The sequence below is a fragment of the Streptomyces sp. NBC_01314 genome (assembly GCF_041435215.1).
In the GTDB taxonomy this organism is placed as follows: Bacteria; Actinomycetota; Actinomycetes; order Streptomycetales; family Streptomycetaceae; genus Streptomyces.
This window is the reverse complement of sequence record NZ_CP108394.1, coordinates 290,053-313,558: the sequence shown is the minus strand read 5'-3', so window position 1 is coordinate 313,558 and position 23,506 is coordinate 290,053. Positions and strand designations below refer to the sequence as shown.

Genomic DNA, 23,506 nt, shown 5'->3' with positions numbered 1-23,506 from the left:
GAGCAGCACTTATGGCTCAGCGCACCGCCTCATCGACTGCCCTGAAGCTTCGCGAACCAGTTTTTTGTGAACCGGTTGACACTCAGACGTCCGAGTTCTACGGTCACTAGCACATTGCCGGACGAGTCCTGTTTACGAGGCCGTAACGTCCAGGCTCCACGTTTGGAATCCAGCGGAGCATTTCATGCGAAGAAACCGTCTATTCGCGGTCGCCTGTGTCAGTGTGACCACAGCTCTGGCCCTTGCCGGATGTTCGACCAACTCGGATTCCGGCTCGGGATCCACCTCCGGCAGCAAGAACCTCACGGTTGCCGGTTGGGCCGATGACGCCGTGATGAAGGCGGTCATCGCTCAGTTCGAGAAGGACAATCCGGGAGTCAAGGTCAAGCTGACCGGCTACCCCTGGCCGGCCATCCTGACGCAGATCAACACCCAGCTCGTCTCGGGCACCGCAGCGGACGTCAACGTCGTCTTCCCCGGCAACGGAAACCCGATCACGGCCCAGACTCTGGCCAAGGGCAAGTACCTCGCAGACCTCTCCTCGGAGAGCTGGGCTTCGAACTTCAACGAAGCGACCAAGAACGTCATGAGCGCTGACGGCAAGGTGCTGATGGTCGCCAACAACTCGACCATCATCCCCGCCACCTACAACACGCAGGCACTCAAGGCCATCGGCAAGACGGCGCCCACCACGTGGAGCCAGGTGCTCGACCTCTGCTCGGCCGCCAAGGCCAAGGGCAAGGTTGCCTACGCGATGGCCGGCCTCGCCGGCGGTACTTTCAACTACCTTCCCTACGCTCTCACCGCCACTCTCGTGTACGGACCGAACCCGGACTTCTCGGCACAGCAGGCAGCCGGCAAGGCGACATTCAGCGACTCCGAGTGGACCACCGCGCTGACGAAGTACCAGCAGATGCTCAAGGCCGGGTGCTTCACCAAGGACTCCCTCGGAACGAGCCTCGATGTCGCGCAGAAGCAGGTCGCCACGGGTGACGCCCTCGGCATCGTGACGGTGAGCAACCAGATCGTCGACATCCAGAAGGACGCGCCGAGCGGAACGACGTTCGAGACCGCCGCACTCCCCGCAACGGACGACCCCTCGCAGACTGTCCTGCCGGTCGGCCTGGGGGCAGGGTACGGCGTCAACGCCAAGGGCAACGTCGCACTGGGAAAGAAGTTCCTCGACTTCTACATGTCCAAGAAGGGGATGGGCGTCGCGGTCAAGGCCGGATCCATCTTCCCCAGCACCACGGTGGAGGGATTCAAGCCCGCGCCGGCTCTGGCGGGTGTGTCGGATCAGGTGCGCAGCGACAAGACCGCCGCTTTCCCCGACCAGACCTGGCCGAACGCCAACCTGACCCAGGTCTACCAGGACGAGCTGCAGAAGCTCCTGGGCGGACAGGCCTCGGTCAAGGACGTGCTCGCCGCAATGGATGCCGCTTACAAGGGATGAGCTGGAAGAACGGACAGCACGGCGCGAGGAACGCGCACCACGCTGTCCATCTGCGAGAGACAGCAAGGAGTCCCGTCATGGCAACAAGTACTGATCCCGCGCCCACGGGCGCGCCGGCACCCGGACCGAGGCGTCGGTACCGCAGTTACGCACAGTCGGTGTGGTGGTTCGTTCTGCCCGCAGCCGCGCTCTACGCGTTCGCGGTGATCGTTCCTGCGGTACAGGGCAGCCTCTTCGCGTTCACCGACTGGGACGGTGTCTCGTCGGTCAAGCACTGGGTTGGTTTGCGCCAGTTCCGGTCGATTTTCGACGACACGAACAGCTTGACAGCGATCAAGAACACCCTGCTGATCGCTGTCACCGTGACAGTAGTCCAGAACGCCATCGGCCTGCTCATCGCCCTCGGTGTGAACTCGCAGATCAAGTCGCGGAACTTCCTGCGGGTTCTTTTCTTCGCACCAGTGGTGATCACGTCGATCGCGGTGGGTTTCCTCTGGCAGAACCTCCTCGCCCCGGAAGGCGCACTCAACCAGGTCCTCAAGAACATCGGCCTCGGTGGAATGCGGCAGAACTGGCTCGGCGACCCGAAGGTCGCGATCTGGGCGATCATCGCGGTCGTCATCTGGCAGTTTGTCGGATACTCCATGGTCATCTTCCTTGCGGGGCTCCAGGGAATTCCGGATGAAGTGATCGAAGCGGCGGCGATCGACGGCGCTGGCCCGGTGCGGCGTTTCTGGTACATCGTCCGCCCGATGCTGGCTCCGGCGTTCACGATCAACCTGATGCTCTCCCTTATCGGGGGCTTCAAGCTGTTCGACCAGGTCTTCGTCATGACCCAGGGCGGACCCGGCGGTGCGACCGACACGATTTCGACGCTGATCTACAAGGACGCCTTTCAGCTGGGGCGATTCAGTAACGGCGCTGCCCTGGCTGTCGTACTCACCCTGTTCGTGGCTGCGGCATCAGCGTTTCAGTATCGGATGATCTCCAAGAACGAAGGCTGAGATGTATCGCTACACATGGAGGACAGGGGTCCTCGAAGTCGTCATGATCCTGACGGCCCTGGTGTTTATTTTCCCAGTCTTTCTGCTCCTCAACATCGCCTTCAAGGCTCCCGGTGACCAGAGCTCGACTCTTGCGCTTCCCAAGCATCCGACCTTCCAGAACTTCGTCGACGCGTGGCACCAGGGCGCTCTCGGCGGTGGGCTCATCAACAGCGTGATAGTCACAATCCTGACCATCGTCTTCCTGGTCGTCTTCGCGTCGTCCGCGGCCTACCCCCTCTCCCGGCTACGCTCGCGGTGGTCCACCGTCAGCTACTTCGCGTTCCTTGCGGGACTCCTGCTTCCGATGCAGCTCGCTCTGCTTCCGCTGTACCAGACGATGCGCGACGTTCACCTGCTTGGCTCGCTCAGCGGTGTCATCCTCGCGAACGTCGGCCAATCGATGCCGTTCACGATCTTCCTGTACGCCGGCTTCATGCGCGCACTGCCCCACGATTTCGAAGAGGCTGCCGCACTCGATGGCGCAAGCGCATTCCGTGCCTTCTGGTCGGTGGTATTCCCTCTGATGCGGCCGATCACGGGAACGGTCGTGATCCTGAATGCAGTGTTCACCTGGAATGACTTCCTGCAACCGCTGCTTTACCTGTCGGGTTCGGGGAACAAGACGATCACCGTTGCCGTCTACGGATTCGTGGGCCAATACGGCGCCCAGTGGAACCTGATTTTCGCCGGGATAATCATCAGTATCGTGCCGATCCTCACTGCGTACTTCGTTCTCCAGCGCTACATCGTCCAAGGATTTGCGGGCGGCCTCAAGGGCTGAGTTCATCGTTGTCCCCCCACAGTGCTTTGGTGAATTGGAATTTACGTGACCATCTGGACGGGGCGCTTCATCGCGCCCGAAAACGGCATCGAGTCCGCCCCGCGATTCCGACGGGAGTTCTCCACCGAGCCAGGGCACGGAGGACTGGTCGCAGCCACCCTGCGACTGTCCGCATTGGGCATATGTGAGGCCTGGATCAACGGACGGCCGGTGACGGACGCCGTACTGACTCCAGGGTGGACCAGCTACGAGTGGCGACTGCACTTCGTCGAGCTCGACGTGACTGATCTCGTCGGCGAGATCTCGACGCTCGCGATCACAGTCGGCAACGGCTGGTACCGCGGACGTCTGGGCTGGATCGAGACGAATCGTTATGGTCAGGACATCGCTGCCTTCGCGGAACTGCGGCTGACCTACGCCGACGGGCACGAGGCGGTAGTCGCCACCGATGAGTCGTGGATGTCCGGCCCCGGGCCGGTGGTCGCCGACGACCTGTACAACGGCCAGGCCATCGATGCCCGACGCGAGGACGATGCCTGGCTGCGCCCCGGATTCCAGGCCGACGGCTGGGCCGGTGTCCGTCTGGTGGACTACGACAGCGCCCGCCTCAGTCTTGACCCCAAGCCGCCGGTACGGCGCATCGCCCACCTGCAGCCGCAGACGACATGGCGCAGCCCTTCGGGCGCCGTCCTCATCGACTTCGGACGGAACGTCGTCGGCTGGCTCAAGCTCCGTGTGCGCGGACCAGTGGGGACGGTCATCACGGCACGGCACGCCGAGGTCCTCGAAGACGGCGAGCTGTGCGTACGGCCACTGCGTTCGGCTCTGGCAACCGACCATTTCACGTTGAGCGGCGGGGACGACACCTTCGAGCCGACAATGACCTTCCACGGGTTTCGCTACGCCGAACTCAGCGGCTGGCCGGAAGGACTTCCGGTCGATGACGCGGTGACCGCCGTCGTCGTCTCGTCCGACCTGCGCCGGACCGGTGAGTTCGAGTGCTCCGACCCGGATCTGACGACCTTCCACGCGAACGTCGTCCGCAGCATGCAGGGCAACTTCGTCGACGTCCCCACTGACTGCCCGCAACGCGACGAACGCCTCGGCTGGACGGGAGACCTCTCAGCGTTCGCACCGACGGCCGCTTTTCTGTTCGACGTGAAGGACTTCCTCCTCGACTGGGTGCGCGACCTCGCGCTCGAGCAGTCCCACGCCGGCATCGTCCCACTCGTCGTTCCTGACATCCTCAAGCATGCCGTCGACGCGGAAGCCGGCCCGCCGGCAGGCCAGCCTGTTGCGTTGTGGAGCGACGCTGCTGTCTGGGTTCCCTGGGCACTGTGGGAGGCGTACGGCGAGCTCACGATCCTGAGCGAGACGCTCCCGACGATGCTCGCCCACGCACGGAGGGTCCGCGCATCGCTATCCCCTTCGGGCCTGTGGGACACAGGCTTCCAGTTCGGCGACTGGCTCGACCCGGACGCCCCTGCCGAACACCCCGAACGCGCCAAAGCGGATCCCGGTGTGGTGGCAACGGCGTGCGCGTACCGGACGATGATGCTCGTCGCGCAGGCGGCACGGCTGCTCGGCAAATCCGAGGAAGCCGCGGAATTCGCCTCTACGGCCGCGGGCATCCGGGCCGCATTCCGCCGCCACTACGTCGACGATCAGCGCATCAAGAGCGATTGCGCCTCCGTTTACACGCTGGCTATCGCGTTCGGGGTGCTCGACGAAACGGAACAGGCCTGGGCCGGTGACCGGCTGGCTGAACTCGTCGAGGCGAGCGGCCACCGGATCTCGACCGGCTTCGCCGGAACGCCTTTCGTCACCGGCGCTCTGAGCTCGACAGGGCACATTGACACCGCGTACCGCCTGCTTCTCCAGCGCGAGTGCCCGTCGTGGCTGTACCCAGTCACCATGGGCGCCACGACCATCTGGGAGCGCTGGGACTCAATGCTGCCGGATGGCCGTATCAACCCGGGCGACATGACCAGCTTCAACCACTATGCGCTCGGGGCGGTAGCCGACTGGATCCATCGCACCGTAGGAGGTATCGCGCCATTGACCCCTGGTTACCACGAGATCCTGGTGGCACCGCAGGTTGCGGACGGCATCGACTGGGCTCGGTGCGCACTGCAGACCCCCCACGGCCGAGTCGCTGTCGACTGGCACCGCCAGGACAATCGCGTGACGGTCTCGGTGACCATCCCCAGGGGCAGCCGCGCGGTCTTTCGCTGGCCGGGCCACGCCGACCGTGAGCTGTCGTCCGGTCGTTACACCCTCGACGTCGAGTTCTCGCGGTTACCCGTTCAGAACGGAGTGGCTCGAGACGGCTCCAGCACCTCCTCGCCCCCGCCCGCCACGCGGTAGCTGTCGGTCGACTTCGCCGTGCGCAGGGGACGCGTACCGAGCCCCCGTTCACGAGGACCTTCCAGTGCCGTACGACGACCTCGCTGCCCGGCGCGAGACCGCGGACGCGCAACCGCACCCAGCCGACCGCGACCTGACCGAAGTGGGGTGGACCGGCGACATCCAGGTCTTCTCGCCCACCGCGAACTTCCTGTTCGACACTGCCGGCTTCCTCACCCCGTCCTGTCGATGCTGCTCCAAGTCCTCTCCACTCGTACCCAGCGCGTGCGCATCGTCCGGGGCAGCCGCACCCGGCGCGCCCTGGACCAAGCCCACCAGGACCACGAGGCGATCCTCGCCGCGCTCCAGGCACGCGACGGCCCTCTGGCCGTCTCCACCACCACCGTCCATATCGCCGTGGTGGAGCAGTGGCTGGCGGGGAAAACCCTGCCGTCGGCGCCTCTCCGCCGGGGCACACCGCCGACCCCGCGAACTGACCCTGCACGGGCCCCGCCACGCGGGGCCCGAAAGAGCCGAGGCAGAGGACCGGACCCGCGGGAAACGCCCTGCTTGCAGCAGTACGATCACCTCTTCGCCGAGCAGGTCGACTTGTTCCAGCACGCACTTCGGCGGATCAATCGGGCCGAACCGCAAAGATGGATGGCCGCTGTGCCGTGAAGGCCACTCGTACGAACCCGCCCGGCAAGGGCGTGCAGGCCGCCGCGACGGGTGCGCCCCCGCCGTCCGTCACCCGTAGCGGCAGGCCGCCGGTCGGTGCCGTGAGCGTGTACACGCCCGGGGCCGTGATGCTCAGTCCCGCCGTGGTCAGGCAGCCGTCCTGCCAGTCCAGGTCGACCCCGACGCGGCCCCGGGCGCGGAGGCCGCGGACGCTTCCTGAGGGCCAGGCCGAGGGAAGGGCGGGGAGCAGCCGCAGCTTGTCCGTATGGCTCTGGAGCAGCATCTCGGCGATGGCGGCCGTGGCGCCGAAGTTGCCGTCGATCTGGAAGAGCTCGGGCGGGTGGAGGTCGAGGAGGTTGTCGGAGGTGGATCCGGCCAGCAGGTCGCGCAGGGCGCGGTGGGCACCGTTCCCGTCGCCCAGGCGGGCGGCGAGGGCGGCGACCCAGGCCAGGCTCCAGCCGGTGCCTCCGCCGCCGTGGGCCAGGCGCTGGTCGAGGGCGGCGCGGGCGGCGGTGAGGAGTTCCGGGGTGTGCTCGGGGTTGACCCGGCTGCCCGGGTAGAGGCCGTAGAGGTGGGAGAGGTGCCGGTGGCCGGGGTCCTCGGGCTCGACCGGCTCCCACCATTCGGCGAGCGGTTGCCCGGGGGCATGAGGAACGGGGCGCAACTGCTTGCCGGCGGTGCGCAGGGAGTGCCGGATGTCGTCCGTAATGCCCAACTCGTCAATGGCGGCCAGGCAGTTGGTGAACAGCTCGTCGGTGAGCCAGAGGTCCATGGTGGCCGCCGCGGTGGTGGCGACCAAAGCCCCTTCTCCAGAGTCCGTCCGGGGGCCCCCCCCTTCGCTTCGCCTGGCCCGGAAGCGGTGTTCGGGTGAGGTGGAGGGGCAGGTGACAAGGTACCCGTCGGCGTCCTCCGTGAGGAAGTCGAGGAGAAAGAGCGCCGCCTCGCGCATGGCCGGGTAGGCGCGCTCCGCGAGGAAGCGGCGGTCGCCGGTGAACCGGTAGTGCTCCCAGAGGTGGGCGCAGAGCCAGGCGGCGCCCATCGGCCAGTTGGCCCAGCTGGGGCTGCCCTTCACGGGATTGGTGCTGCGCCAGATGTCGATGTTGTGGTGGGCGGTCCAGCCGCGGCAGCGGTAGTAGGCGTGCGCGGTGCGCCGGCCGGCCTCGGCGAGGTCTCCGATGAGGTCCAGGAGCGGTTCGTGGCATTCGGACAGGCCGGTGGTCTCCGCGTGCCAGTAGTTCATTTGGAGGTTGATGTTGGTGGTCCAGTTGGACTGCCAGGGCGGCTGGATCTCGATGTTCCAGATGCCCTGGAGGTTGGCCGGCTGGGTGCCGGGGCGGGAGGAGGCGATGAGCAGGTAGCGGCCGTACGCGAACTGCAGCGCGGCCAGCCCCGGGTCGTCGGCGCCCGCCCGGACTGCCGCGAGCCGTTCGTCGGTGGGCAGGGCCGCGAGTGCCGGATCGTGGTCCAGGCGCAGCAGCGCCCGGTCCTGGAGGGCCCGGTGGTCGGCGGTGTGGTCGGCGCGCAGCCTGTCGTAAGAGAGTGCGGCGGCGGCCTCCAACTGCCGTACGGCTTCGGCCTCCAGGCCGGATTCCGGGCCCAGCGGGGTCCGGTTCCAGCCCCGGAAGCCGGTGGCGGCGGCCACCAGCACCGTGGCGGACGTCGCCCCGGCCAGCCGCAGGCCGCCGTCCGGGGTGCGCTCGACGGTGCCGCCGCCGGGGCCGGGCAGGATCTTCAGGCCTGCCGCGAATCCGGTCCCGGTGCCGGGGGTGTACGTGACGGCGTCGGGGCCGGTGTCCTCGAACCGGACGTCGGCCGGAGCACGGCCCGTGATGGTGGCCGGGCCGGGGTCCTGGCTGGAGTTCTGACCTGGGTGCGCCGAGCGGAGCCGGGCGGTGAACGACAGGGCCCCCGGTCGGTCGCAGTCCAGCCGGACCACGAGGACGCCCGCGACCGCCGACACGAACAGCTCGCGGGTGTGGCGTACGCCGTCGGCGGTGTACGCGACGGTGCTCACGCCCTCGGCGAGGTCGAGCGCCCGGCGGTAGCCGGTGACGGCCTCACCGGCGTGGTCCAGGTCGAGCAGCAGGGCGCCGAGCGGCTGGTACGCCTGCGTGAACGGGCCCTGCATGCGCTGGGCCAGCTCTTCGGCGCATACGTGGTCGCGGTCGCGCAGCACCGCCTGGCGCAGGGCGGGCAGGTGCCGGGCGGCCCCGTCGTCGTTGTGGTCGGCGGGGCCGCCGGACCAGAGGGTGTCGGCGTTGAGGTCGACGCGCTCCTTCGTGGTGCGGCCGTACACCATGGCGCCCAGAGCGCCGTTGCCGAGCGGCAGTGCCTGGAGGAAGCCGTCGGCGGGCTGCCGGTACCACAGGGTCAGCACGGCCGGAAGCCGATCGCCAGAGTGACCGGGCGGGCGACCAGCTCGTGCTGGGGCTGGGTCGCGGGGCCGCAGGCGCCGCTGCCGATGCCCTGCTGGGCGGCATCGAGGTTGACGTACACCCGGTCACGGGGCCGCAGGTCGGTGGTGTGCCGGGCCTGGTCGAGATCCTCGCTGGTCCAGCGCCGGACCGTGAGGTCGAGGTGAGGGCCGCCGGTGATGACCAGGCCGCTGCCGTGGCCGCCGGTCAGGCGGGCGTGGCGGACCTGGCGCCGGTTGCCGTTCTCCTGCGGGAGCGCGTACGGCGTCTGGAGGTCGTCGACGCGGGCGGTGAAGCGGCCGACGCGGACGGCGGCGGTGGTGTCGGAGTACGCCTCGCCGGGGCCGAGGCCGAACCAGTCGACGGTCTCGATGTCCTGCGGGAGGGCGAGGCGGATGCCGATGCGGGGGAGCGGGCAGGGCCAGGTTCCGACGGGTTCGGTGGTCAGCGAGAGCCTCAGCAGCCCGGGGTCCTCGGCGTCGGCCGCCCAGCGGAAGACGGTGCGCATGGCATGGTCGGCGCCGGCGGGGGCGGTGCGGATGGTGACGGCCAGGCCGCCGTCGTGGGGCTGGACACGGACGGTCCGGTGTTCGAGACGGTCCAGGCCCGCGTTGCGCCAGGCCTCGGCGAGAGGGCCGCCCCAGGTGCGTAGGTCGTTGTCGGTGGGGGCGCGCCAGAGATCGAGGCGGGGTCCGTCGACGTCGAGGTCGCCGCCGAGCCGCAGCAGCGTTCCGGTGACGGCGTCGAAGACCGCCGGGCCGAGAGCGTACGTCCCGTCGGTGAGGACCGGAGTCAACGGCCGTGCCAGCGGCGGGGTTTCGGGCACTGGGCCGGCGATCGCGGCCTGGGACCAGGCGATCTCGTGCCCGGCCGGGGCCCAGGGCTCGTCCCCGGCCAGCTCGGCCGTGACTGTCACCCAGCGCTCCTCGCCCTCGTCGAGGGGGGCGTCGCAGAGCTTGGTGAGGGCCTCGGGCCAGGTCAGTTCGGTGGCGGCGCCCGCAGCGACCGCCGGTACCGCAAGTTCCCCGTCGCCCTGGGGCCGGCCCTGGTCCTCGACCGTCCAGCGGAAGCGCAGATGTGCGGTGTCGAGTGTGTGCAGGTGGCTGCGGATACGGATGGTCCCGCCGGCCGGGTCGAGGGTGATCCGGACCGGCTCGACGGCCTTCTTGTACTCGGTGAGGCCGGGGGAGGGGGTGCGGTCGGCGAAGACGAGGCCGTCGCAGACGAAGTTGTCGTCGTGCACCGGTTCGCCGAAGTCGCCGCCGTAGGCGAAGTGTTCGCGGCCGTCCGGCAACCGGCGCCGGATGCCGTGGTCGATCCACTCCCAGACGAAGCCGCCGTGCAGCCTCGGGTAGCTCTCGAAGAGGTCCTGGTACTCGCTCAGGCCGCCGGGGCCGTTGCCCATGGCGTGCGCGTACTCGCACAGGATGAAGGGCATGGTGCGGCGCCTGGCGTCCTGGGCCGGGTCGCGGGTGACGGGCTCGTGTCCGCGGCCGATGACGCCCAGCCCGTTGTGGTCGGTGTACATCTGGCTGTAGACGTCCACGTAGTCGCAGTTGTCGTCGCCCTCGTAGTGGATGAGCCGCTCCGGGTCGCGTTCGCGCGTCCACTCGGCCATGGCCCGCAGGTTGGAGCCGTGCCCGGCCTCGTTGCCGAGCGACCACATGACGACGGACGGGTGGTTCTTGTCGCGCTCGACCATGCGGCGCATCCGGTCGAGGAACGCCTCGCGCCAGCTCGGATCGTCGCTGGGGTTGCCCTCCCAGCCCACCAGGCCGAAGCCGTGGGTCTCCAGGTCGCACTCGTCGATGACCCACAGCCCGTACTCGTCGCACAGGTCGAGGAACGTGGAGTCCGGCGGGTAGTGACTGCCGCGTACGGCGTTGATGTTGTGGCGCTTCATCAGCAGGACGTCGGCGAGCATGTCCTCGTGGCTGAGGGTGCGCCCGGTGTCGGGGTTCCACTCGTGGCGGTTGACGCCGCGGAAGAGCACGGGCCGCCCGTTCGCGAGGATGAGGCCGTCCTTGACCTCGATCCGGCGAAAGCCGATCCGCAGCGGGATCCGCTCGCCGTCGCTCACCAACTCGGCGTCGTAAAGCCTGGGTTGCTCGGCAGACCAGGACACGATCCCGGCGACGGTGTGCGGCCCGGCGGGGTCGGCGTCGGTGATGCCCAGCTCGGGGACGGTCAGGCGGGCCGGTGCGCCGGTGGTGTGTACGGAGAGCGTGCCGTGCCCGGTGAGGTGGTCGTAGTCGGCGTGGACGAAGACGTCGGTGAGCGCGCCGTCCGGGCGGGAGAGCAGGGCGACGGGGCGGAAGATACCCGACAGCCACCACATGTCCTGGTCTTCCAGGTAGCTGGCGGCCGACCACTGGTGCACGCGTACGGCCAGGGTGTTGGGCCCGTCCGCCCTGAGGGTGTCGGTGACGTCGAACTCGGTGGGCAGGCGGCTGCCCTGGCCGTCACCGAGGAGCGTGCCGTTGAGCCAGACGGCGAAGCAGGAGTCGACGCCCTCGAAGCGCAGCAGCGTACGCCCGGCCGGCCACGGGGCGGGGAGGGTGAACTCGCGGCGGTACTCCCCCGTCGGGTTGGTGTCGGGGACGTGCGGCGGGTCGATCGGGAAGGGGTAGATCTGGTTGGTGTAGGACGGCGCCCCGAAGCGCGGCTCGCCCGGCAGTCCGTCCATCTGCCAGCAGGACGGCACCGCGATCGTGTCCCAGTCGCTGTCGTCGAAGCCCTCCGCCTCGAAGCCCTCGGTGACCTGCGGCAGGCCCGCCGCGAGACGGAACCGCCAGGTGCCGGTCAGGTCAAGTACGGGAGCGTTGGAGGTGAAAGCTGCGCGGGGCTGCGCGCGGCCGTGACCCGGAGAGTGGCTTTCCAGGTAGTCGTGCGCGGTGGACTCGCTCATGGGGCAGAGCTCTCCTCAGGGAGGTGCGGGCGTGGCGGGGGCGGGGCACACGCCCCGACCGGTGAGGTCAGCCGGTCGGCGGCGCGGAGCTCGCGCGGACCAGGACTTCGGGGGTGATGAGGGTCAGAGAGGGCGGCACCTGCCGGTTCTCGGCGATCCCGCGCAGCAGAAGTCCGGTGGCCTCCTGAGCCATCTGCCGCTTCGGGAGGGCCACAGTGGTCAGCGGCGGATGGGCGTGCGAGGCCTGCGGAATGTCATCGATGCCGACGACCGACACGTCCTCGGGTACCCGCAGACCGTGGCGCCGTACGGCTTCCATCACGCCCAGGGCGATGGCATCGGTGGAAGCGAACACCGCCGTCGGGCGGTCGGCGGCGCTCAGGGCGAGCATGGCCGCCTCGTATCCGGACTCGGAGGTCGCCCCGAGAGCGGTGAACACTGAGTCTTCGCGGACGTCGAGGCTGTCCTCGGCGAAGGCCCGCAGGGCGCCGCTGACCCTGATGCGGTGTGCCGGGAGGTCGGCGATCACCATCAGCCGACGGTGGCCGAGTTCCCGGAGGTGACGGCCGGCCAGATACCCGGCCTGCTCGTAGTCGACGGTGACCACGGGCAGTGTGTCCGGCGGGTCGATCTCCCAGGCGCACAGGACGACCGGCAGGCCGTAGTCGTCCAGTGGCGGGACGCCGTCGCTCAGGTCGAAATCGCCGGCAACCAGAAGGGCATCCACGGACCGGCTGGACAGCGAGGCCAGGTGGCGCCGGGCGCGCTCGCCGTCACCCCGGGTCGTGGCCAGGAGCAGGTGATAGCCGTGCCTTTCCAGCAGGGTCTCCACTTCCTCCACCACCTCCGAGTAGAACGGATGGACGATGGTGGGCACCATGAAGCCGACGGTCATCGTCGTGCCGGTGGCCAGACTGCGGGCGACCAGGTTGGGGGTGTACCCCAGCTCTGCGATCGCCGCCTCGACTCTGGCTCTGGTGTCGGGGCTGACGACCGACCGCCTCCGGACCACATTGGAGACGGTCTGCTTGGTGACGCCGGCGCGCTTCGCGACGTCGGCCATGGTGACCACGGAGCGGCCCGCCTCTCGTTTGACCGGTAAAAACGCTGTCGAGGCTGGATTGTTACAGCGTCCGAAGAGTGCAGTCAAGGCGATGACACTTCATGGTTTCCATCGGCTGCGGGCCACCACCAAAAAAGAGATGGACACGAGTTCTTGACGCATCCGATACACGTGGCTAACGTCTTGCCCCGCAGCGTTTGACCGGTCAAAAACTGGTCTGCGGAAACTCTTCCCATTTGGTCAAGCGTGCTCCCCGGCCCTCGCATCGCCGCTCTGAGCTGCACTGACTCCGTCGATCCGACGTACGTCCCAAACTTCGGCATTCAACCTGACGCTGGACGGAATTTCCGCGCCAGGAACACGCTGCGCCCATCGCCGTACAGGAAAATCGCGCAACAGCCCCTGAAAGGCAGGCAATTATGCGGTCCATAGCCAGAACCCCGATGACACGTCGCGGGTTCCTCACCACTTCGGCCGGCGTCGCCGCGGCGGCCACCGGAGGCGGCCTGCTGTCGGGGTGTGCCGGCTCGGTGTCCTCGGACAAGTCCGGGGGCAAGTCCGGGGCCAAGGCCGCGGTGACCATCATGTCGAACGGCACGGAGCTGGGAGAGCCCGCCGCCATCAAGGCGGCCGAGAAGGCGCTCGGCCTCAAGCTCACGATCCTGAAGTACGACCTCACCCGGCTGACCGCCATGCTCACCGCCGGCAGCCCCCCTGACATCGTCCGCGGTCAGGGTGCTGTGGACGCCCCCTACCTCGCGGCGCACGGTGTCGCCCAGGACCTGGACGACTACTTCGCCAAGAGCAGCATCCTCAAGGTCGGCGACCTGGACCCGATCAACGACGTCTGGCGCTACGACGGTACGACGCAGGGCAAGGGACCCCGCTACGGGATGGCGAAGGACTACTCCCAGGACAACATGATCTGGTACAACACCGGACTGTTCGACCAGGCCGGCGTGGAGAACCCCAGCGACACCGTCCCGATGACCTACGACGAGGTCTTCGAGAAGGGCAAGGCCCTCACTCGGACCGGCAAGAAGGCCAAGGTCTACGGGCTGAGCTTCGCCGGCAACACCGCGAACTTCCTGACCATGATCGCCTCTCAGGGCGGTCAGCTCTTCACCGACGACTTCTCCGCCGTCGACTTCTCCAGCCCGGAGGGGATCAAGGCTCTCACCTGGTATCTGAAGCTGGCCAAGGCCGGTATCACGCCCAGCATCGCCAACCCCGACCCCAACGGCTGGGACTGGCCCACCTTCCAGGCCAACCGCATGGCGATGGCCACCGACGGCTACTGGTTCGGCGGCATGGTCGCCACCGACAAGAAGAGTGCCGAGACCGCGCGCTTCGCCCCCGCCCCGCAGTTCGGCAGCACCCGGGTGAGCTCCTGCTCCGGAGCGACCGGCTACTGGATGCCCAAGGCCGGCAAGAACAAGGACGCGGCCTGGGCGGCGTACGAGTACTTCCTCGGCGGTGCGCCTGCCAAGGCGCGTGCGGAAAGCGGCGGCGGCCTGCCCGCACTGAAGTCCCTGCGCCCCCTGCTGCCGCAGACCGAGGCCTACCAGAAGCAGGCATACGCGGTGCAGGAGAGGGAGCTGCCCCACTTCTCGGTGATCTCATTCACCCCGTACGCCCGGCTCGACGCCCTCGATGCTGTGGTCAACCAGGTGATGCCCGCTGCGATCAAGGGGGACCTGGCCGTGGGAAAGCTGGCGGACCAGCTGAACTCGGGCATCAACAAGCAGCTCGCGAACGGTAAGAAGCTGGTCAAGTGAGTACGGGCCGGCTCGCCGAAGCCTCCGTCCAGTCCGCGAAGCCCTCCGGGACCGCGCGGGTGACCGACGGCCGGGGAAGAGGCCGACGGCCCGGCCGCGGGGGCGGGATGGCCCGCCAGCAGTCCCGGGTCTTCTATCTCTGCGTCGCGCCATGGGTGATCGGGTTCCTCGGCCTCACGCTGTATCCCCTGGGGTACGCGCTGTGGCTGAGCCTGACCAACTCCGACGGAATCTCCGAAAATGCGAGTTTCATCGGCCTCGACAACTACAGGGAACTGCTTTCGGATCCGGTCACCCGGGAGACCCTGGTCCGCACCGGAGTCTTCGTAGCGGTCGTCGTGCCGCTGGGCATCATCGCGGGGCTCGCCCTCGCGGTGCTGCTCAACCGCCCGATCCGGGGCCGGGGCGTCTTCCGTACCCTGCTCTACCTGCCGGCGGTGTTCCCGCCGGTGGGTGCGGCGATGGCCTTCAAGATGATCTTCGACCGTGACGCCGGCGCCGCCAACGGCCTCCTCGGCTTCGCCGACATCAACCCGGTCTCCTGGCTCACCGATCCCTACGCCCGGTACGTGCTGATGATGCTCACCCTCTGGGCCTGCGGAAACGCCATGATCATCTCCTTGGCGGGGCTGCAGGACATGCCGAAGGAACTGCATGAGGCCGCCCGCCTCGACGGAGCAAGTGCCTGGCAGGTGTTCCGGAAAATCACCATCCCCCTGCTGTCGCCCGTGATCTTCTTCCAGGTCATCACCGGTGTCATCGGGGCCCTGCAGAGCGCGACACCACTGCTCCTGGCGGCGAACCCGGGTACCTCCGGGGTCACCACAGTGCCTCAGGGCGACTACCTCTACATGATCAACGTGTTCGCGCAGTACCTCGCGTACGGCCGCTTCGGCTACGCCTCCGCGCTGCTGTGGGTGCTGTTCGCCGTGATCCTCGTCATCACCGCCGTGATCTACAAGCTGAGCTCCGGTGCGGTGTTCTACAGCTTCGAGCCGGAGGCCAAGAAATGATTCTCGCTCGTCGCACCAGCATGTACATGATCCTCATCGCGCTGGCCACGCTGTTCATCAGCCCCTTCGGCTGGCTGGTCATCACCGCCCTCAAAAACACCTCCGAGCTGGCCGCCTACCCGCTGCACTGGACGCCCGACAAATGGCAGTGGAGCAACTTCTCCCGGGCCCTCACCCAGATCCCCTACCTCGCCTACGCCAGGAACTCCCTGACCATCGCCGTCATCTACTCGGTGCTGGTCACCCTCAGCTCGGCGTGGGCGGGCTTCGGCTTCGCCCGGCTGCGCGCCCGGGGCAAGGGGTTCCTCTTCGGGGTCCTGCTGTCCACGATGATGATGCCGGCGATGATCACCCTCATCCCCACCTACATCATCTTCGCCAAGACCGGGATGGTCGACACCTACTGGCCCTGGGTCCTGTGGGGACTCTCCGGCGCCCCCTACCTGATCTTCCTGTTCCGGCAGTTCTTCGCGAACATGCCCCGCGAGCTGGAGGAGGCCGCGATCATCGACGGCTGCGGCTACGGCCGGATCTTCTGGCGGATCTTCCTGCCGCAGTCCTGGCCGGTGCTGGCCACCAGCCTGGTGCTGTCGTTCACCTGGACCTGGGGTGACTACATCGCCCCGTCACTGCTGCTCAGTGCGGACCACACCACCCTGGCCGTCGCTGTGGCCACCGAGTACGTCACCCCCTCGACCGGCGCGCCGATCAACAACCTCCTCGCGGCCGGCGCGGTCATGTACATCATCCCCGTACTGCTGCTCTTCCTCGTCCTGCAGAAGGGCTTCGTCACCGGATCCTCCACCTCGGGCCTGAAGTAGAGACCGTCACTTTCGATTCTCCAAGGACGCAGCATGTCTTCACCCCGCCCTGCCCGCTTCACCCTCGACCCCGCCTTCGGTATCGGTGCCGTCAACCCGCGGATCTACGGTTCCTTCGTTGAGCACCTGGGCCGCTGCGTCTACGACGGCATCCACGAGCCCGGCCACCCCGACGCCGACGAGGCCGGTCTGCGCGAGGACGTACTCGCCCTCATCAGGGAGCTGGGCGTCACCACGGTCCGCTACCCGGGCGGGAACTTCGTGTCCGGCTACCGCTGGGAGGACAGCGTCGGCCCGGTCGACGAGCGGCCGCGGCGGCTGGAGCCGGCCTGGCGGTCCACCGAGACCAACAGGTTCGGCCTTGCCGAGTTCATGGACTTCTGCGCCAAGTCGGGCATCGAGCCGATGATGGCCGTCAACCTCGGCACCCGTGGAGTGGAGGACGCGGGCCGGCTGCTGGACTACGCCAACCACCCTGGTGGCACCGAGCTGTCCGACCTGCGCGCCGCCCACGGCAGCAAGGAACCGTTCGGCATCCGCATGTGGTGCCTGGGAAACGAGATGGACGGCCCCTGGCAGATCGGCCACAAGACGGCGCAGGAGTACGCGCCCCTGGCCCGCGAGACCGCCAACCTCATGAAGCAGATCGACCCCGGCCTTGAGCTGGTCCTGTGCGGCTCCTCCAGCTTCGCGATGCCGACCTTCGGCAGCTGGGAGTCGACGGTGCTGACCGAGTGCTACGACAAGGTGGAGTTCATCTCCCTGCACACCTACTACGGACTGGACCGGGAGAAGCCCGACCTCGACTCATTCATCGCCTCGGCGGTGGACATGGAGCGCTACATCGAGGCGGCGGTCGCCACCTGTGACCATGTGGGCGCCACCCTGAAGTCCGACAAGAAGATCATGATCTCCTTCGACGAGTGGAACGTCTGGCACAGCGAACCCGTCTCGCCGCCCCCGTCCAGGGCCGAGAACGACTGGCCCCAGGCCCCCCGCCTGCTGGAGAACAGTTACACCCTCACCGACTCCGTCCTCGTCGGCTCGCTGATGATCGCCCTGCTGCGGCACGCCGACCGGGTCACCTCCGCCTCCCTCGCCCAGCTCGTCAACGTCATCGCCCCGATCATGACCGAACCGGGCGGCCCCGCCTGGCGGCAGACCACCTTCTTCCCTTTCGCCCAGGCCTCGCGGTACGGACGCGGCCGGGTCCTGCGGGTCGAGGTGGACAGCCCGACCCACAGCACCGAACGCTTCGGCGAGGTCGACCTGCTGCACGCCACAGCCACCCACGACGAGGAAGCCGGCACGATCACCGTCTTCGCCGTCAACCGCAGCCGGACCGCAGAGCTCCCGCTCGAAGTCGACCTGCGCGGGCTCGGCGGCGTCCGGGTCGTGGAGCACCTGCTGCTCACCGACGACGACCCCGACGCCCGCAACACCCTGACGGACCCCGAACGGGTCGCCCCCCGCACGGTCGACGCCAGCTGCGTCACCGGTGACGTGCTGACCTCCACGCTGCCGCCGCTGTCCTGGAACGTCATCCGCCTGGCTGTCACCACCGCCCAGAACTGAGACGGAACGCTGAATCCATGACTCTCTTCAGCGCGCAGGGCGGCGCTCTCGAACGGCGCGCCCCGCACGAGGTTTTGGTCATCGAGCCGTGGGGCCCGCACTGGATACGGGTGTGTCCCTGCCCTCGGCGAGGGCAGTCGACGTGGCTCCGGGGTGGTCGACGACGGCGCGGGAGGCGCTCCGGTGCGCGAACGACATCGCTTGCTCGAGGTTCCTCGGCAGTGGACGCGAATGCCTGTCTTCAGGGCAGCAGTACGATCTTGCCGGCGAGGTGGCCCGTACGGCTCAGGTCGAGCGCGGCGGCCGCCTCCGCCAGGGGGAAGGTACGCGAAATCGGGACCTGTAGCCGTCCTTCTTCGATGAGGGCGAGGATGTCGCGCAGGGCCCGGACGGCGTTCCCGCTCGGGCCGCCCCTGTGGACCTGGACGCCCAGGTCACCGGCGTCGAAGGCCGCGAGGGTGAGGACGCGTTGGGGGCCTCCCGCGAGTTCGATGGACACCGGGATCTCGCCGCGTCCGGAGGCGTCGAGCACGGCGTCGACTCCCTCCGGGGCGATGGCCCGTACCCGGTCGGCGAGACCCTCACCGTAGGTCACCGGGATCGCGCCGAGAGAGCGGAGTTGTTCGTGGTTGTCCTCGCGCGCGGTGCCGATCACGCGTGCGCCGCGGGCCACGGCGAGCTGGACGGCGAACGTGCCCACGCCACCGGCGGCGGCATGGATCAGCAGGGTCTCGCCCTTGCCGATCTTGAGGCGGTCGAGGACTGTCCACGCGGTTCCTCCCGAACCCGTCAGGACTCCGGCGACCTGCCAGGAAACCGTGGTCGGCTTGGAAACGAGCGCGGCGGCGTCGGCGACCGCGGCCTGGGCGTAGGCGGGGGTGAGCGGGGTCCCGAGGACCTCGTCGCCGACGGAGAACTCGGTGACGCCCTCCCCGACCTGGTCCACCACGCCGGCCACGTCGGAGCCGAGACCCGCGGGGAGGTTCTGGCTCATGAACCCCTGCATGATCTTCCAGTCGATCGGATTGACGCCGGCCGCACGGACCGCGAGCCGCACCTGGCCGGGGCCGGGAACGGGTGCCGGGACATCCACGACACGCAGGACTTCGCTGCTGCCGTACTCGGAGAACTGCACTGCAAGGGACATCTGCTCAGCTCCATGCTCTCGCGCGGGAAAGACTTCCCGGGAATCGGGTTGGGCGGCGATCGGCGTCGGTGTCACCGGCCGCAGGCGCCCGAGTGGTCGCAGTACGGCTGCAGTTGGCTGCGCCCGCAGCCGCACAGCACGGCCCTGGTCTCGGCGCGCTGGCCTTGCGGCGTGTCCAGTGACAGCTCGCCTCGCACGATCAGTTGGCCGGCCGGGGTCGGGGTGATCCGGGTGGGCCGGTCGGGAGTCTCCGTCCCGCCGTCCGCCACTTCGTACTGCAGGGCGCCCGATGGGCAGCGGCGTACCACCTCGGCCAGCCGGTCGGCCGGGACGGCGTCCGGCTGGATCCACGGGCGCCTGCTTCTGTCGAAGACCTCGGGCAGGCCGTTGACGCACTCGGCGGCGTGCAGGCAGCGCGTCGCCTCGAAGGTGACGGTGATGTCCTGGGCCTTGTACGCCTTTTTCTGGGGGTGCTGGCTCATGCCGGCCTCTCTCGCCGCGTCTTCGGCCGGTCAGTCGCTGACCTTGCTCCGGGCCTGGTACAGCAGGTCGGCGTAGGCGGGGTGGCGGGCGATCCAGCCTGCGTAGAAGGGGCAGGTGGCCAGCACTCGCAGCCCCGCGGCTCGGGCTTCGTCGAGGGAGGTCCGAGCCAGCTCGGACCCCACGCCCTTGCCTTCGTGTTCCGGTGCCACCTCGGTGTGGACGAAGGCGATCAGTTCCGCCGTGCGGATGTACTCCGCGAAGCCGGCCACCGCGGAGTCGCCGTCCATCCGTGCCTCGTAGCGACGTGCTTCAGGCGCGTCGATGACCTTGATGGTCACATGTCCTCCTTGGGAGCCGGCCCGGATCGCGGGAACGCCGTTCGGTAGCACCTCGAAGGACCGGTGCAGCTGGAGACAGGGGCCGTCTGCGTGCTCGGCCGGCAATAGGTGTTCGCCTGTTCGCGGTTCGCGGAGACTGGTCGACTCGTCTGCGAAAGCACAGGCTGTGGGTTGATGTATCTACCTTATCTGACAGCGGGAGTGAGGGTCCAGGTTGATTAATCAACCTTTATATTGTGGCGCTGCCGACCTCGGCCTGCTTCTCGGTCTGCTCCTGCGGTCGGCCGGCGGTTACCGCGTCGCGCTCACGCGCGGTCGTCCTCCAGGCCTTCGAGGATGAGGTTCGAGATCTGGGCGAACATGGCGAGCTCCGCCGGGCTGAGCGGGTCGATGAAAAGGCGGCGGACCCGCTCGACATGGCGGGGGGCGGCGGCCGCGAGGGCCTCGCGGCCGGCGGGCGTGACGACGACGAACGCCACGCGCGCGTCATCGGCATACTCCTCCCGGGCGACCAGACCGCGCTTGGTCATCCGGTTGATGTGGTGGGACATCCGGCTCTTCTCCCACTCCACCGCCTTGGCGAGTTCCAGCAGGCGCTGCCGGCCCTCGGGTACCTCGGTGAGGCGGACGAGTACTCCGTAGTCGGCCTGGGACAGGCCGCACTCCGCCTGTACCTCGCGGGCCAGCCGACCGAGGAGCTTTTCCTGCAGCCGTACGAAGCTGCGCCAGGCGTGCTGCTCCGACTCGGTGAGCCAGCGCGGTGTGTCGGTCATACCCGTGAGTGTAACGAGCTGTTGACGCGTCAATATGGATGCCGGACTGCGCGGGGTAGGCGCCACCATGGACGTAGACGAACGCCCGTCCGTTCGGCCTGTGCCCGGGGCGTGATCCGCACCACGGGTACGTTGCTGAGCGTCTCGTGGCGGATCGTGGTTCCCAGCGAAGAGGCGAGCTGCTGGTCCCAGGTGCGAACGCCCCTCCATCAGCTGGTTCGCGCTGTCGAAGTCGGCGGCCGTTTCCGGCCTGGTCGGCGCGGGCTCCTGCCGGCCGGCCCCGTACATCACCTTGAGCGCCGCCGCGGCCCTCGGGCGATACGGTCAACAACCCCGAAGCGCTACGGCGCCATCCATGCGTCCGTTGGGTCGATGGTCATTACGCATTCCCCCTTTGGTTGTGGTTTGCCGTCCGATCGGCATTCCGGAGGGCGCGGAAGATCATTCGGCTTCGCCTCCGGGTGTCGTTCGCGGCCGCGGCCAGGTGGTGGTCGTCTCCGCGGAGGTCTGGCAGCCCAGGCGGCAGGGGTCCTGCGCCGAGGTGTTCACCCGGGTCAGCACCGCTTCGCACATCTGGCCGAACGCGGTGAGCTGGTCCGGGGTCATCGCATCGACGAACCATGCGCGTACGTGGGCCACATGGCGCTGTGCGGCAGCCTCTATGGCGGCGCGTCCGGCGTCGGTCAGGGCGACGTCGGAATACCTGCTGCTCTCAGCCTCCTGGCGGCGCAGCAGTCCACGCCGTTCCATGCGGCTGATGTGGTGGGAGAGGCGGCTCTTCTCCCAGTCCATTGCCCTGCCCAGGGCGCCGGGCCGGGCCCGCCCCCCGGGCGCTTCGGAGAGTGCCACCAGGACCGCGTAGTCGGCGGAGGACAGCCGACTGTCCTCCTGGAGGTGCGTGTTCAAGCGTCCGACCAGCGCCGCCTGCATGGCGCTGAAGTCCCGCCACGCATGCAGCTGGGCCTGGGTCAGCCCTTCGGGGTCACTCATGGCTCAAGGCTAACCGGAAAGGTTGACTCGTCATCCTGCCCGCGTTAGGTTACATTGATACATCAACCTTAAAGGTCTTTTCCGGACAGAGGTAGTAGCCATGAGCGACCACAAGATCATCGCGGTCACCGGGGCGACCGGGTCCCAGGGTGGTGGTGCCGCGCGGGCGATCCTCGCCGACCCGGATTCGGGTTTCACGGTGCGCGCGCTCACCAGGAACCCCGACTCGCCCGCCGCCCGGGAACTGGCCGCGCTCGGTGCCGAGGTCGTCCGGGCGGACTTCTATGACGAGCTGAGCGTGCACCAGGCGTTCGAGGGTGCCTACGGCGCTTTCCTGGTCACCAACTTCTGGGCGCACGGCTCGGCGGCGAAGGAGATCGAGGAGGTCAACGTGCTGGTCCGGGCTGCCAAGGCCGCCGGGCTGAAGCACGTGGTGTGGTCGACGCTGGAGGACACCCGCGAGCTGCTGCCGCTGGACGACGAGCGGATGCCGGTCCTCCAGGACAAGTACAACGTGCCGCACTTCGACGCCAAGGGCGAGGCCAACAACCTCTTCCGCGAGGCCGGCGTGCCCACCACCTTCCTGAACACCACCTTCTTCTTCCAGGGCTTCCTGGCCCAGATGGGCCCCCAGCGCGGCGAGGACGGCGTACTGACGCTGACCCTGCCGCTGGAGGACGGCAAGCTGCTTTCCGGTGTGGACGCCGACGACATCGGCCTGACCGCTCTCGGCATCTTCAAGGCCGGCGAGCGCCTCGTCGGCGAGACCGTGGGCCTGGCCGGCGACCATCTGACCGGTGCGCAGTACGCGGCGACGTTCGAGGCCGCGTTCGGGGAGCCGGTGCACTTCCAGTCGGTGCCCTACGACGTCTTCCGCTCGCTCGACATCCCGGCCGCCGAGGAGATCGCCAACATGTTCCAGTACTACGGCGACTTCGACCAGGAGTTCACCGGCAGCCGCGACCTGGACAAGGTGCGGGAACTTAACCCGGCGCTCAAGACCTTCGACGCCTGGCTGGCCGACAACGCCCCGAAGATCAAGAAGAGCTGAGCGGACACCCCGGTGACGTGGGTACCGGAACGAGTCCACAAGTCAGGCGAGCGTCCCCAGTCAGTCATGGCGGGGCGTGTTCAACTTGCCGGCCGAGCGCCCGAGCGGGCTGTCTGCCGCTCAGCAGCGGCGGGCGGCCGTGTAGGCGCGTTCCAGCTCCGCCGCCGTGGTCATGAAGCTTTCCTGTCCGGTCGCCTGGATCACTTCCACGGCGAGCCGCTCAAGGGTCGACCACACGCCGGCGATTGGCTGGCGCATTGCTTCTCCCTGCTCGGAGAGGGAGACGATCATGGCCCGTCGGTCGCTGCTGGACGGCTCGCGAACGAGCAGGCCGGCCTCTTCCATGCGCCTGATCGACCGCGACACCGTCGAGTGCTCCAGTCCGACGGCCTGTTGGAGTTCGGCCTGGGTCTGGCCGTCCCTGTCGAACAGTTGCATGAGGATGAGTTCCTGCCCGGCGTGCAGACCGATGTCGGAGAGCAACTCGGCGCCGTAACCGTGCAAGGCGCGGCCGAGCGCGAACAGCCCGAAACTCACGGGAGCAGTTCTTGCCAGGGCGGATCGGCGCACCATCTCCTCCGGTGCATCAGTCATGGACGGTCCTCCGAGGTCAGGGCACTCTCGCTTGACTTATGTGCCTAGACACGTAAGTATGTGCCTAGGCACATTTTTCGGTTCGGGGCCGCTTTTCTATACGTACCCCTGTATGGGTAACACAATAGTAAAGGTGGTTCGCGAGGTCATCGGCGCGTACGGCGTCTGACCCCGAGGTTCGTCCCGGCCGGTGGTGTCGGCCGTCCTGGGTAGTGCGAACCGACTGCCGTCCAGCGGTTCGAGGCGGTGCCGTA

Annotated in this window: 19 protein-coding genes; 10 read left to right on the top strand and 9 right to left on the bottom strand. The window is 68.0% G+C overall.

Going from position 1 to position 23,506, the window contains the following annotated elements; all coding sequences use genetic code 11:
• Positions 1-223 precede the first annotated feature (223 nt).
• The 5 genes from OG622_RS01330 (at position 224) to OG622_RS01310 (ending at position 6,304) form a co-directional block, all read left to right on the top strand.
• Positions 224-1,453, top strand: coding sequence for an ABC transporter substrate-binding protein (locus tag OG622_RS01330; protein WP_371572493.1), 1,230 nt, complete (start codon positions 224-226; stop codon positions 1,451-1,453).
• Positions 1,454-1,530: 77 nt separating this feature from the next.
• Positions 1,531-2,457: a carbohydrate ABC transporter permease gene (locus OG622_RS01325; RefSeq protein ID WP_371572491.1), complete on the top strand. Its 927-nt coding sequence runs from the start codon at positions 1,531-1,533 to the stop codon at positions 2,455-2,457.
• 43 nt (positions 2,458-2,500) lie between these two features.
• On the top strand, positions 2,501-3,280 hold the full coding sequence (locus tag OG622_RS01320) for a carbohydrate ABC transporter permease (RefSeq protein WP_371572489.1): 780 nt from the start codon (positions 2,501-2,503) through the stop codon (positions 3,278-3,280).
• A 45-nt stretch (positions 3,281-3,325) separates the two neighbouring features.
• On the top strand, positions 3,326-5,647 hold the full coding sequence (locus tag OG622_RS01315) for a family 78 glycoside hydrolase catalytic domain (RefSeq protein WP_371572487.1): 2,322 nt from the start codon (positions 3,326-3,328) through the stop codon (positions 5,645-5,647).
• A 228-nt stretch (positions 5,648-5,875) separates the two neighbouring features.
• Positions 5,876-6,304, top strand: coding sequence for an FCD domain-containing protein (locus tag OG622_RS01310; protein ID WP_371572485.1), 429 nt, complete (start codon positions 5,876-5,878; stop codon positions 6,302-6,304).
• On the opposite strand, the gene OG622_RS01305 is transcribed toward OG622_RS01310, so the two are convergent.
• The 3 genes from OG622_RS01305 to OG622_RS01295 all read right to left on the bottom strand — a co-directional run bounded on the left by OG622_RS01305 (position 6,261) and on the right by OG622_RS01295 (position 12,689).
• Positions 6,261-8,681, bottom strand: a complete 2,421-nt coding sequence (locus OG622_RS01305) for a glycoside hydrolase N-terminal domain-containing protein (protein ID WP_371572483.1) — start codon at positions 8,679-8,681, stop codon at positions 6,261-6,263. The two genes, OG622_RS01310 and OG622_RS01305, sit on opposite strands and share 44 nt — an antisense overlap.
• Complete coding sequence (locus OG622_RS01300) at positions 8,675-11,626, bottom strand: glycoside hydrolase family 2 TIM barrel-domain containing protein (protein ID WP_371572481.1); 2,952 nt, start codon at positions 11,624-11,626, stop codon at positions 8,675-8,677. Before OG622_RS01300 ends, OG622_RS01305 begins: the two co-directional genes overlap by 7 nt.
• Positions 11,627-11,693: 67 nt before the next feature.
• Positions 11,694-12,689, bottom strand: a complete 996-nt coding sequence (locus OG622_RS01295) for a LacI family DNA-binding transcriptional regulator (RefSeq protein WP_371572479.1) — start codon at positions 12,687-12,689, stop codon at positions 11,694-11,696.
• A gap of 443 nt (positions 12,690-13,132) precedes the next feature.
• Here OG622_RS01295 and OG622_RS01290 point away from each other — a divergent pair, with 443 nt between their 5' ends.
• The 4 genes from OG622_RS01290 to OG622_RS01275 are packed head-to-tail and all read left to right on the top strand — an operon-like array spanning position 13,133 to position 17,876.
• A complete protein-coding gene (locus OG622_RS01290; RefSeq protein ID WP_371572478.1) occupies positions 13,133-14,467 on the top strand; it encodes an extracellular solute-binding protein in 1,335 nt (444 codons plus the stop codon).
• Positions 14,464-15,480 (top strand): carbohydrate ABC transporter permease, encoded by a 1,017-nt coding sequence (locus tag OG622_RS01285; protein WP_371572476.1) that lies wholly within the window; start codon positions 14,464-14,466, stop codon positions 15,478-15,480. Before OG622_RS01290 ends, OG622_RS01285 begins: the two co-directional genes overlap by 4 nt.
• Positions 15,477-16,301, top strand: a complete 825-nt coding sequence (locus OG622_RS01280) for a carbohydrate ABC transporter permease (protein WP_371572474.1) — start codon at positions 15,477-15,479, stop codon at positions 16,299-16,301. Before OG622_RS01285 ends, OG622_RS01280 begins: the two co-directional genes overlap by 4 nt.
• 33 nt (positions 16,302-16,334) lie before the next feature.
• Positions 16,335-17,876 carry an alpha-N-arabinofuranosidase gene (locus OG622_RS01275; RefSeq protein WP_371572471.1) on the top strand — a complete coding sequence of 514 codons (1,542 nt, stop codon included), beginning with the start codon at positions 16,335-16,337 and terminating at the stop codon, positions 17,874-17,876.
• 241 nt (positions 17,877-18,117) lie between these two features.
• Here the strand turns inward: OG622_RS01275 and OG622_RS01270 are convergent, their stop codons facing one another.
• The 5 genes from OG622_RS01270 to OG622_RS01250 all read right to left on the bottom strand — a co-directional run bounded on the left by OG622_RS01270 (position 18,118) and on the right by OG622_RS01250 (position 21,607).
• Entirely contained in the window at positions 18,118-19,023 is a 906-nt protein-coding gene (locus tag OG622_RS01270) for an NADP-dependent oxidoreductase (RefSeq protein ID WP_371572470.1), read from the bottom strand.
• 71 nt (positions 19,024-19,094) lie between these two features.
• Complete coding sequence (locus tag OG622_RS01265; protein WP_371572468.1) at positions 19,095-19,505, bottom strand: (4Fe-4S)-binding protein; 411 nt, start codon at positions 19,503-19,505, stop codon at positions 19,095-19,097.
• A 30-nt stretch (positions 19,506-19,535) separates the two neighbouring features.
• On the bottom strand, positions 19,536-19,844 hold the full coding sequence (locus OG622_RS01260; protein ID WP_371572466.1) for a GNAT family N-acetyltransferase: 309 nt from the start codon (positions 19,842-19,844) through the stop codon (positions 19,536-19,538).
• 305 nt (positions 19,845-20,149) lie between these two features.
• Positions 20,150-20,617 carry a MarR family winged helix-turn-helix transcriptional regulator gene (locus OG622_RS01255; protein ID WP_371572464.1) on the bottom strand — a complete coding sequence of 156 codons (468 nt, stop codon included), beginning with the start codon at positions 20,615-20,617 and terminating at the stop codon, positions 20,150-20,152.
• Positions 20,618-21,058: 441 nt separating this feature from the next.
• On the bottom strand, positions 21,059-21,607 hold the full coding sequence (locus OG622_RS01250) for a MarR family winged helix-turn-helix transcriptional regulator (protein WP_371572462.1): 549 nt from the start codon (positions 21,605-21,607) through the stop codon (positions 21,059-21,061).
• Positions 21,608-21,707: 100 nt separating this feature from the next.
• Between OG622_RS01250 and OG622_RS01245 the strand changes: the two genes are divergently transcribed.
• Positions 21,708-22,658 (top strand): NmrA/HSCARG family protein, encoded by a 951-nt coding sequence (locus OG622_RS01245; protein ID WP_371572460.1) that lies wholly within the window; start codon positions 21,708-21,710, stop codon positions 22,656-22,658.
• Between the two features lie 120 nt (positions 22,659-22,778).
• Here the strand turns inward: OG622_RS01245 and OG622_RS01240 are convergent, their stop codons facing one another.
• Entirely contained in the window at positions 22,779-23,252 is a 474-nt protein-coding gene (locus OG622_RS01240; RefSeq protein WP_371572458.1) for a MarR family winged helix-turn-helix transcriptional regulator, read from the bottom strand.
• Positions 23,253-23,506 lie beyond the last annotated feature (254 nt).

Excerpts from the sequence above, each read along its gene's own strand:
- OG622_RS01325 (WP_371572491.1), top strand. The coding sequence starts at position 1,531 with ATGGCAACAAGTACTGATCCCGCGCCCACGGGCGCGCCGGCACCCGGA.
- OG622_RS01320 (WP_371572489.1), top strand. The coding sequence starts at position 2,501 with ATGATCCTGACGGCCCTGGTGTTTATTTTCCCAGTCTTTCTGCTCCTC.
- OG622_RS01310 (WP_371572485.1), top strand. The coding sequence starts at position 5,876 with ATGCTGCTCCAAGTCCTCTCCACTCGTACCCAGCGCGTGCGCATCGTC.
- OG622_RS01300 (WP_371572481.1), bottom strand. The coding sequence starts at position 11,626 with ATGAGCGAGTCCACCGCGCACGACTACCTGGAAAGCCACTCTCCGGGT.
- OG622_RS01295 (WP_371572479.1), bottom strand. The coding sequence starts at position 12,689 with ATGGCCGACGTCGCGAAGCGCGCCGGCGTCACCAAGCAGACCGTCTCC.
- OG622_RS01290 (WP_371572478.1), top strand. The coding sequence starts at position 13,133 with ATGACACGTCGCGGGTTCCTCACCACTTCGGCCGGCGTCGCCGCGGCG.
- OG622_RS01280 (WP_371572474.1), top strand. The coding sequence starts at position 15,477 with ATGATTCTCGCTCGTCGCACCAGCATGTACATGATCCTCATCGCGCTG.
- OG622_RS01275 (WP_371572471.1), top strand. The coding sequence starts at position 16,335 with ATGTCTTCACCCCGCCCTGCCCGCTTCACCCTCGACCCCGCCTTCGGT.
- OG622_RS01270 (WP_371572470.1), bottom strand. The coding sequence starts at position 19,023 with ATGTCCCTTGCAGTGCAGTTCTCCGAGTACGGCAGCAGCGAAGTCCTG.
- OG622_RS01265 (WP_371572468.1), bottom strand. The coding sequence starts at position 19,505 with ATGAGCCAGCACCCCCAGAAAAAGGCGTACAAGGCCCAGGACATCACC.
- OG622_RS01255 (WP_371572464.1), bottom strand. The coding sequence starts at position 20,617 with ATGACCGACACACCGCGCTGGCTCACCGAGTCGGAGCAGCACGCCTGG.
- OG622_RS01250 (WP_371572462.1), bottom strand. The coding sequence starts at position 21,607 with ATGAGTGACCCCGAAGGGCTGACCCAGGCCCAGCTGCATGCGTGGCGG.
- OG622_RS01245 (WP_371572460.1), top strand. The coding sequence starts at position 21,708 with ATGAGCGACCACAAGATCATCGCGGTCACCGGGGCGACCGGGTCCCAG.
- OG622_RS01240 (WP_371572458.1), bottom strand. The coding sequence starts at position 23,252 with ATGACTGATGCACCGGAGGAGATGGTGCGCCGATCCGCCCTGGCAAGA.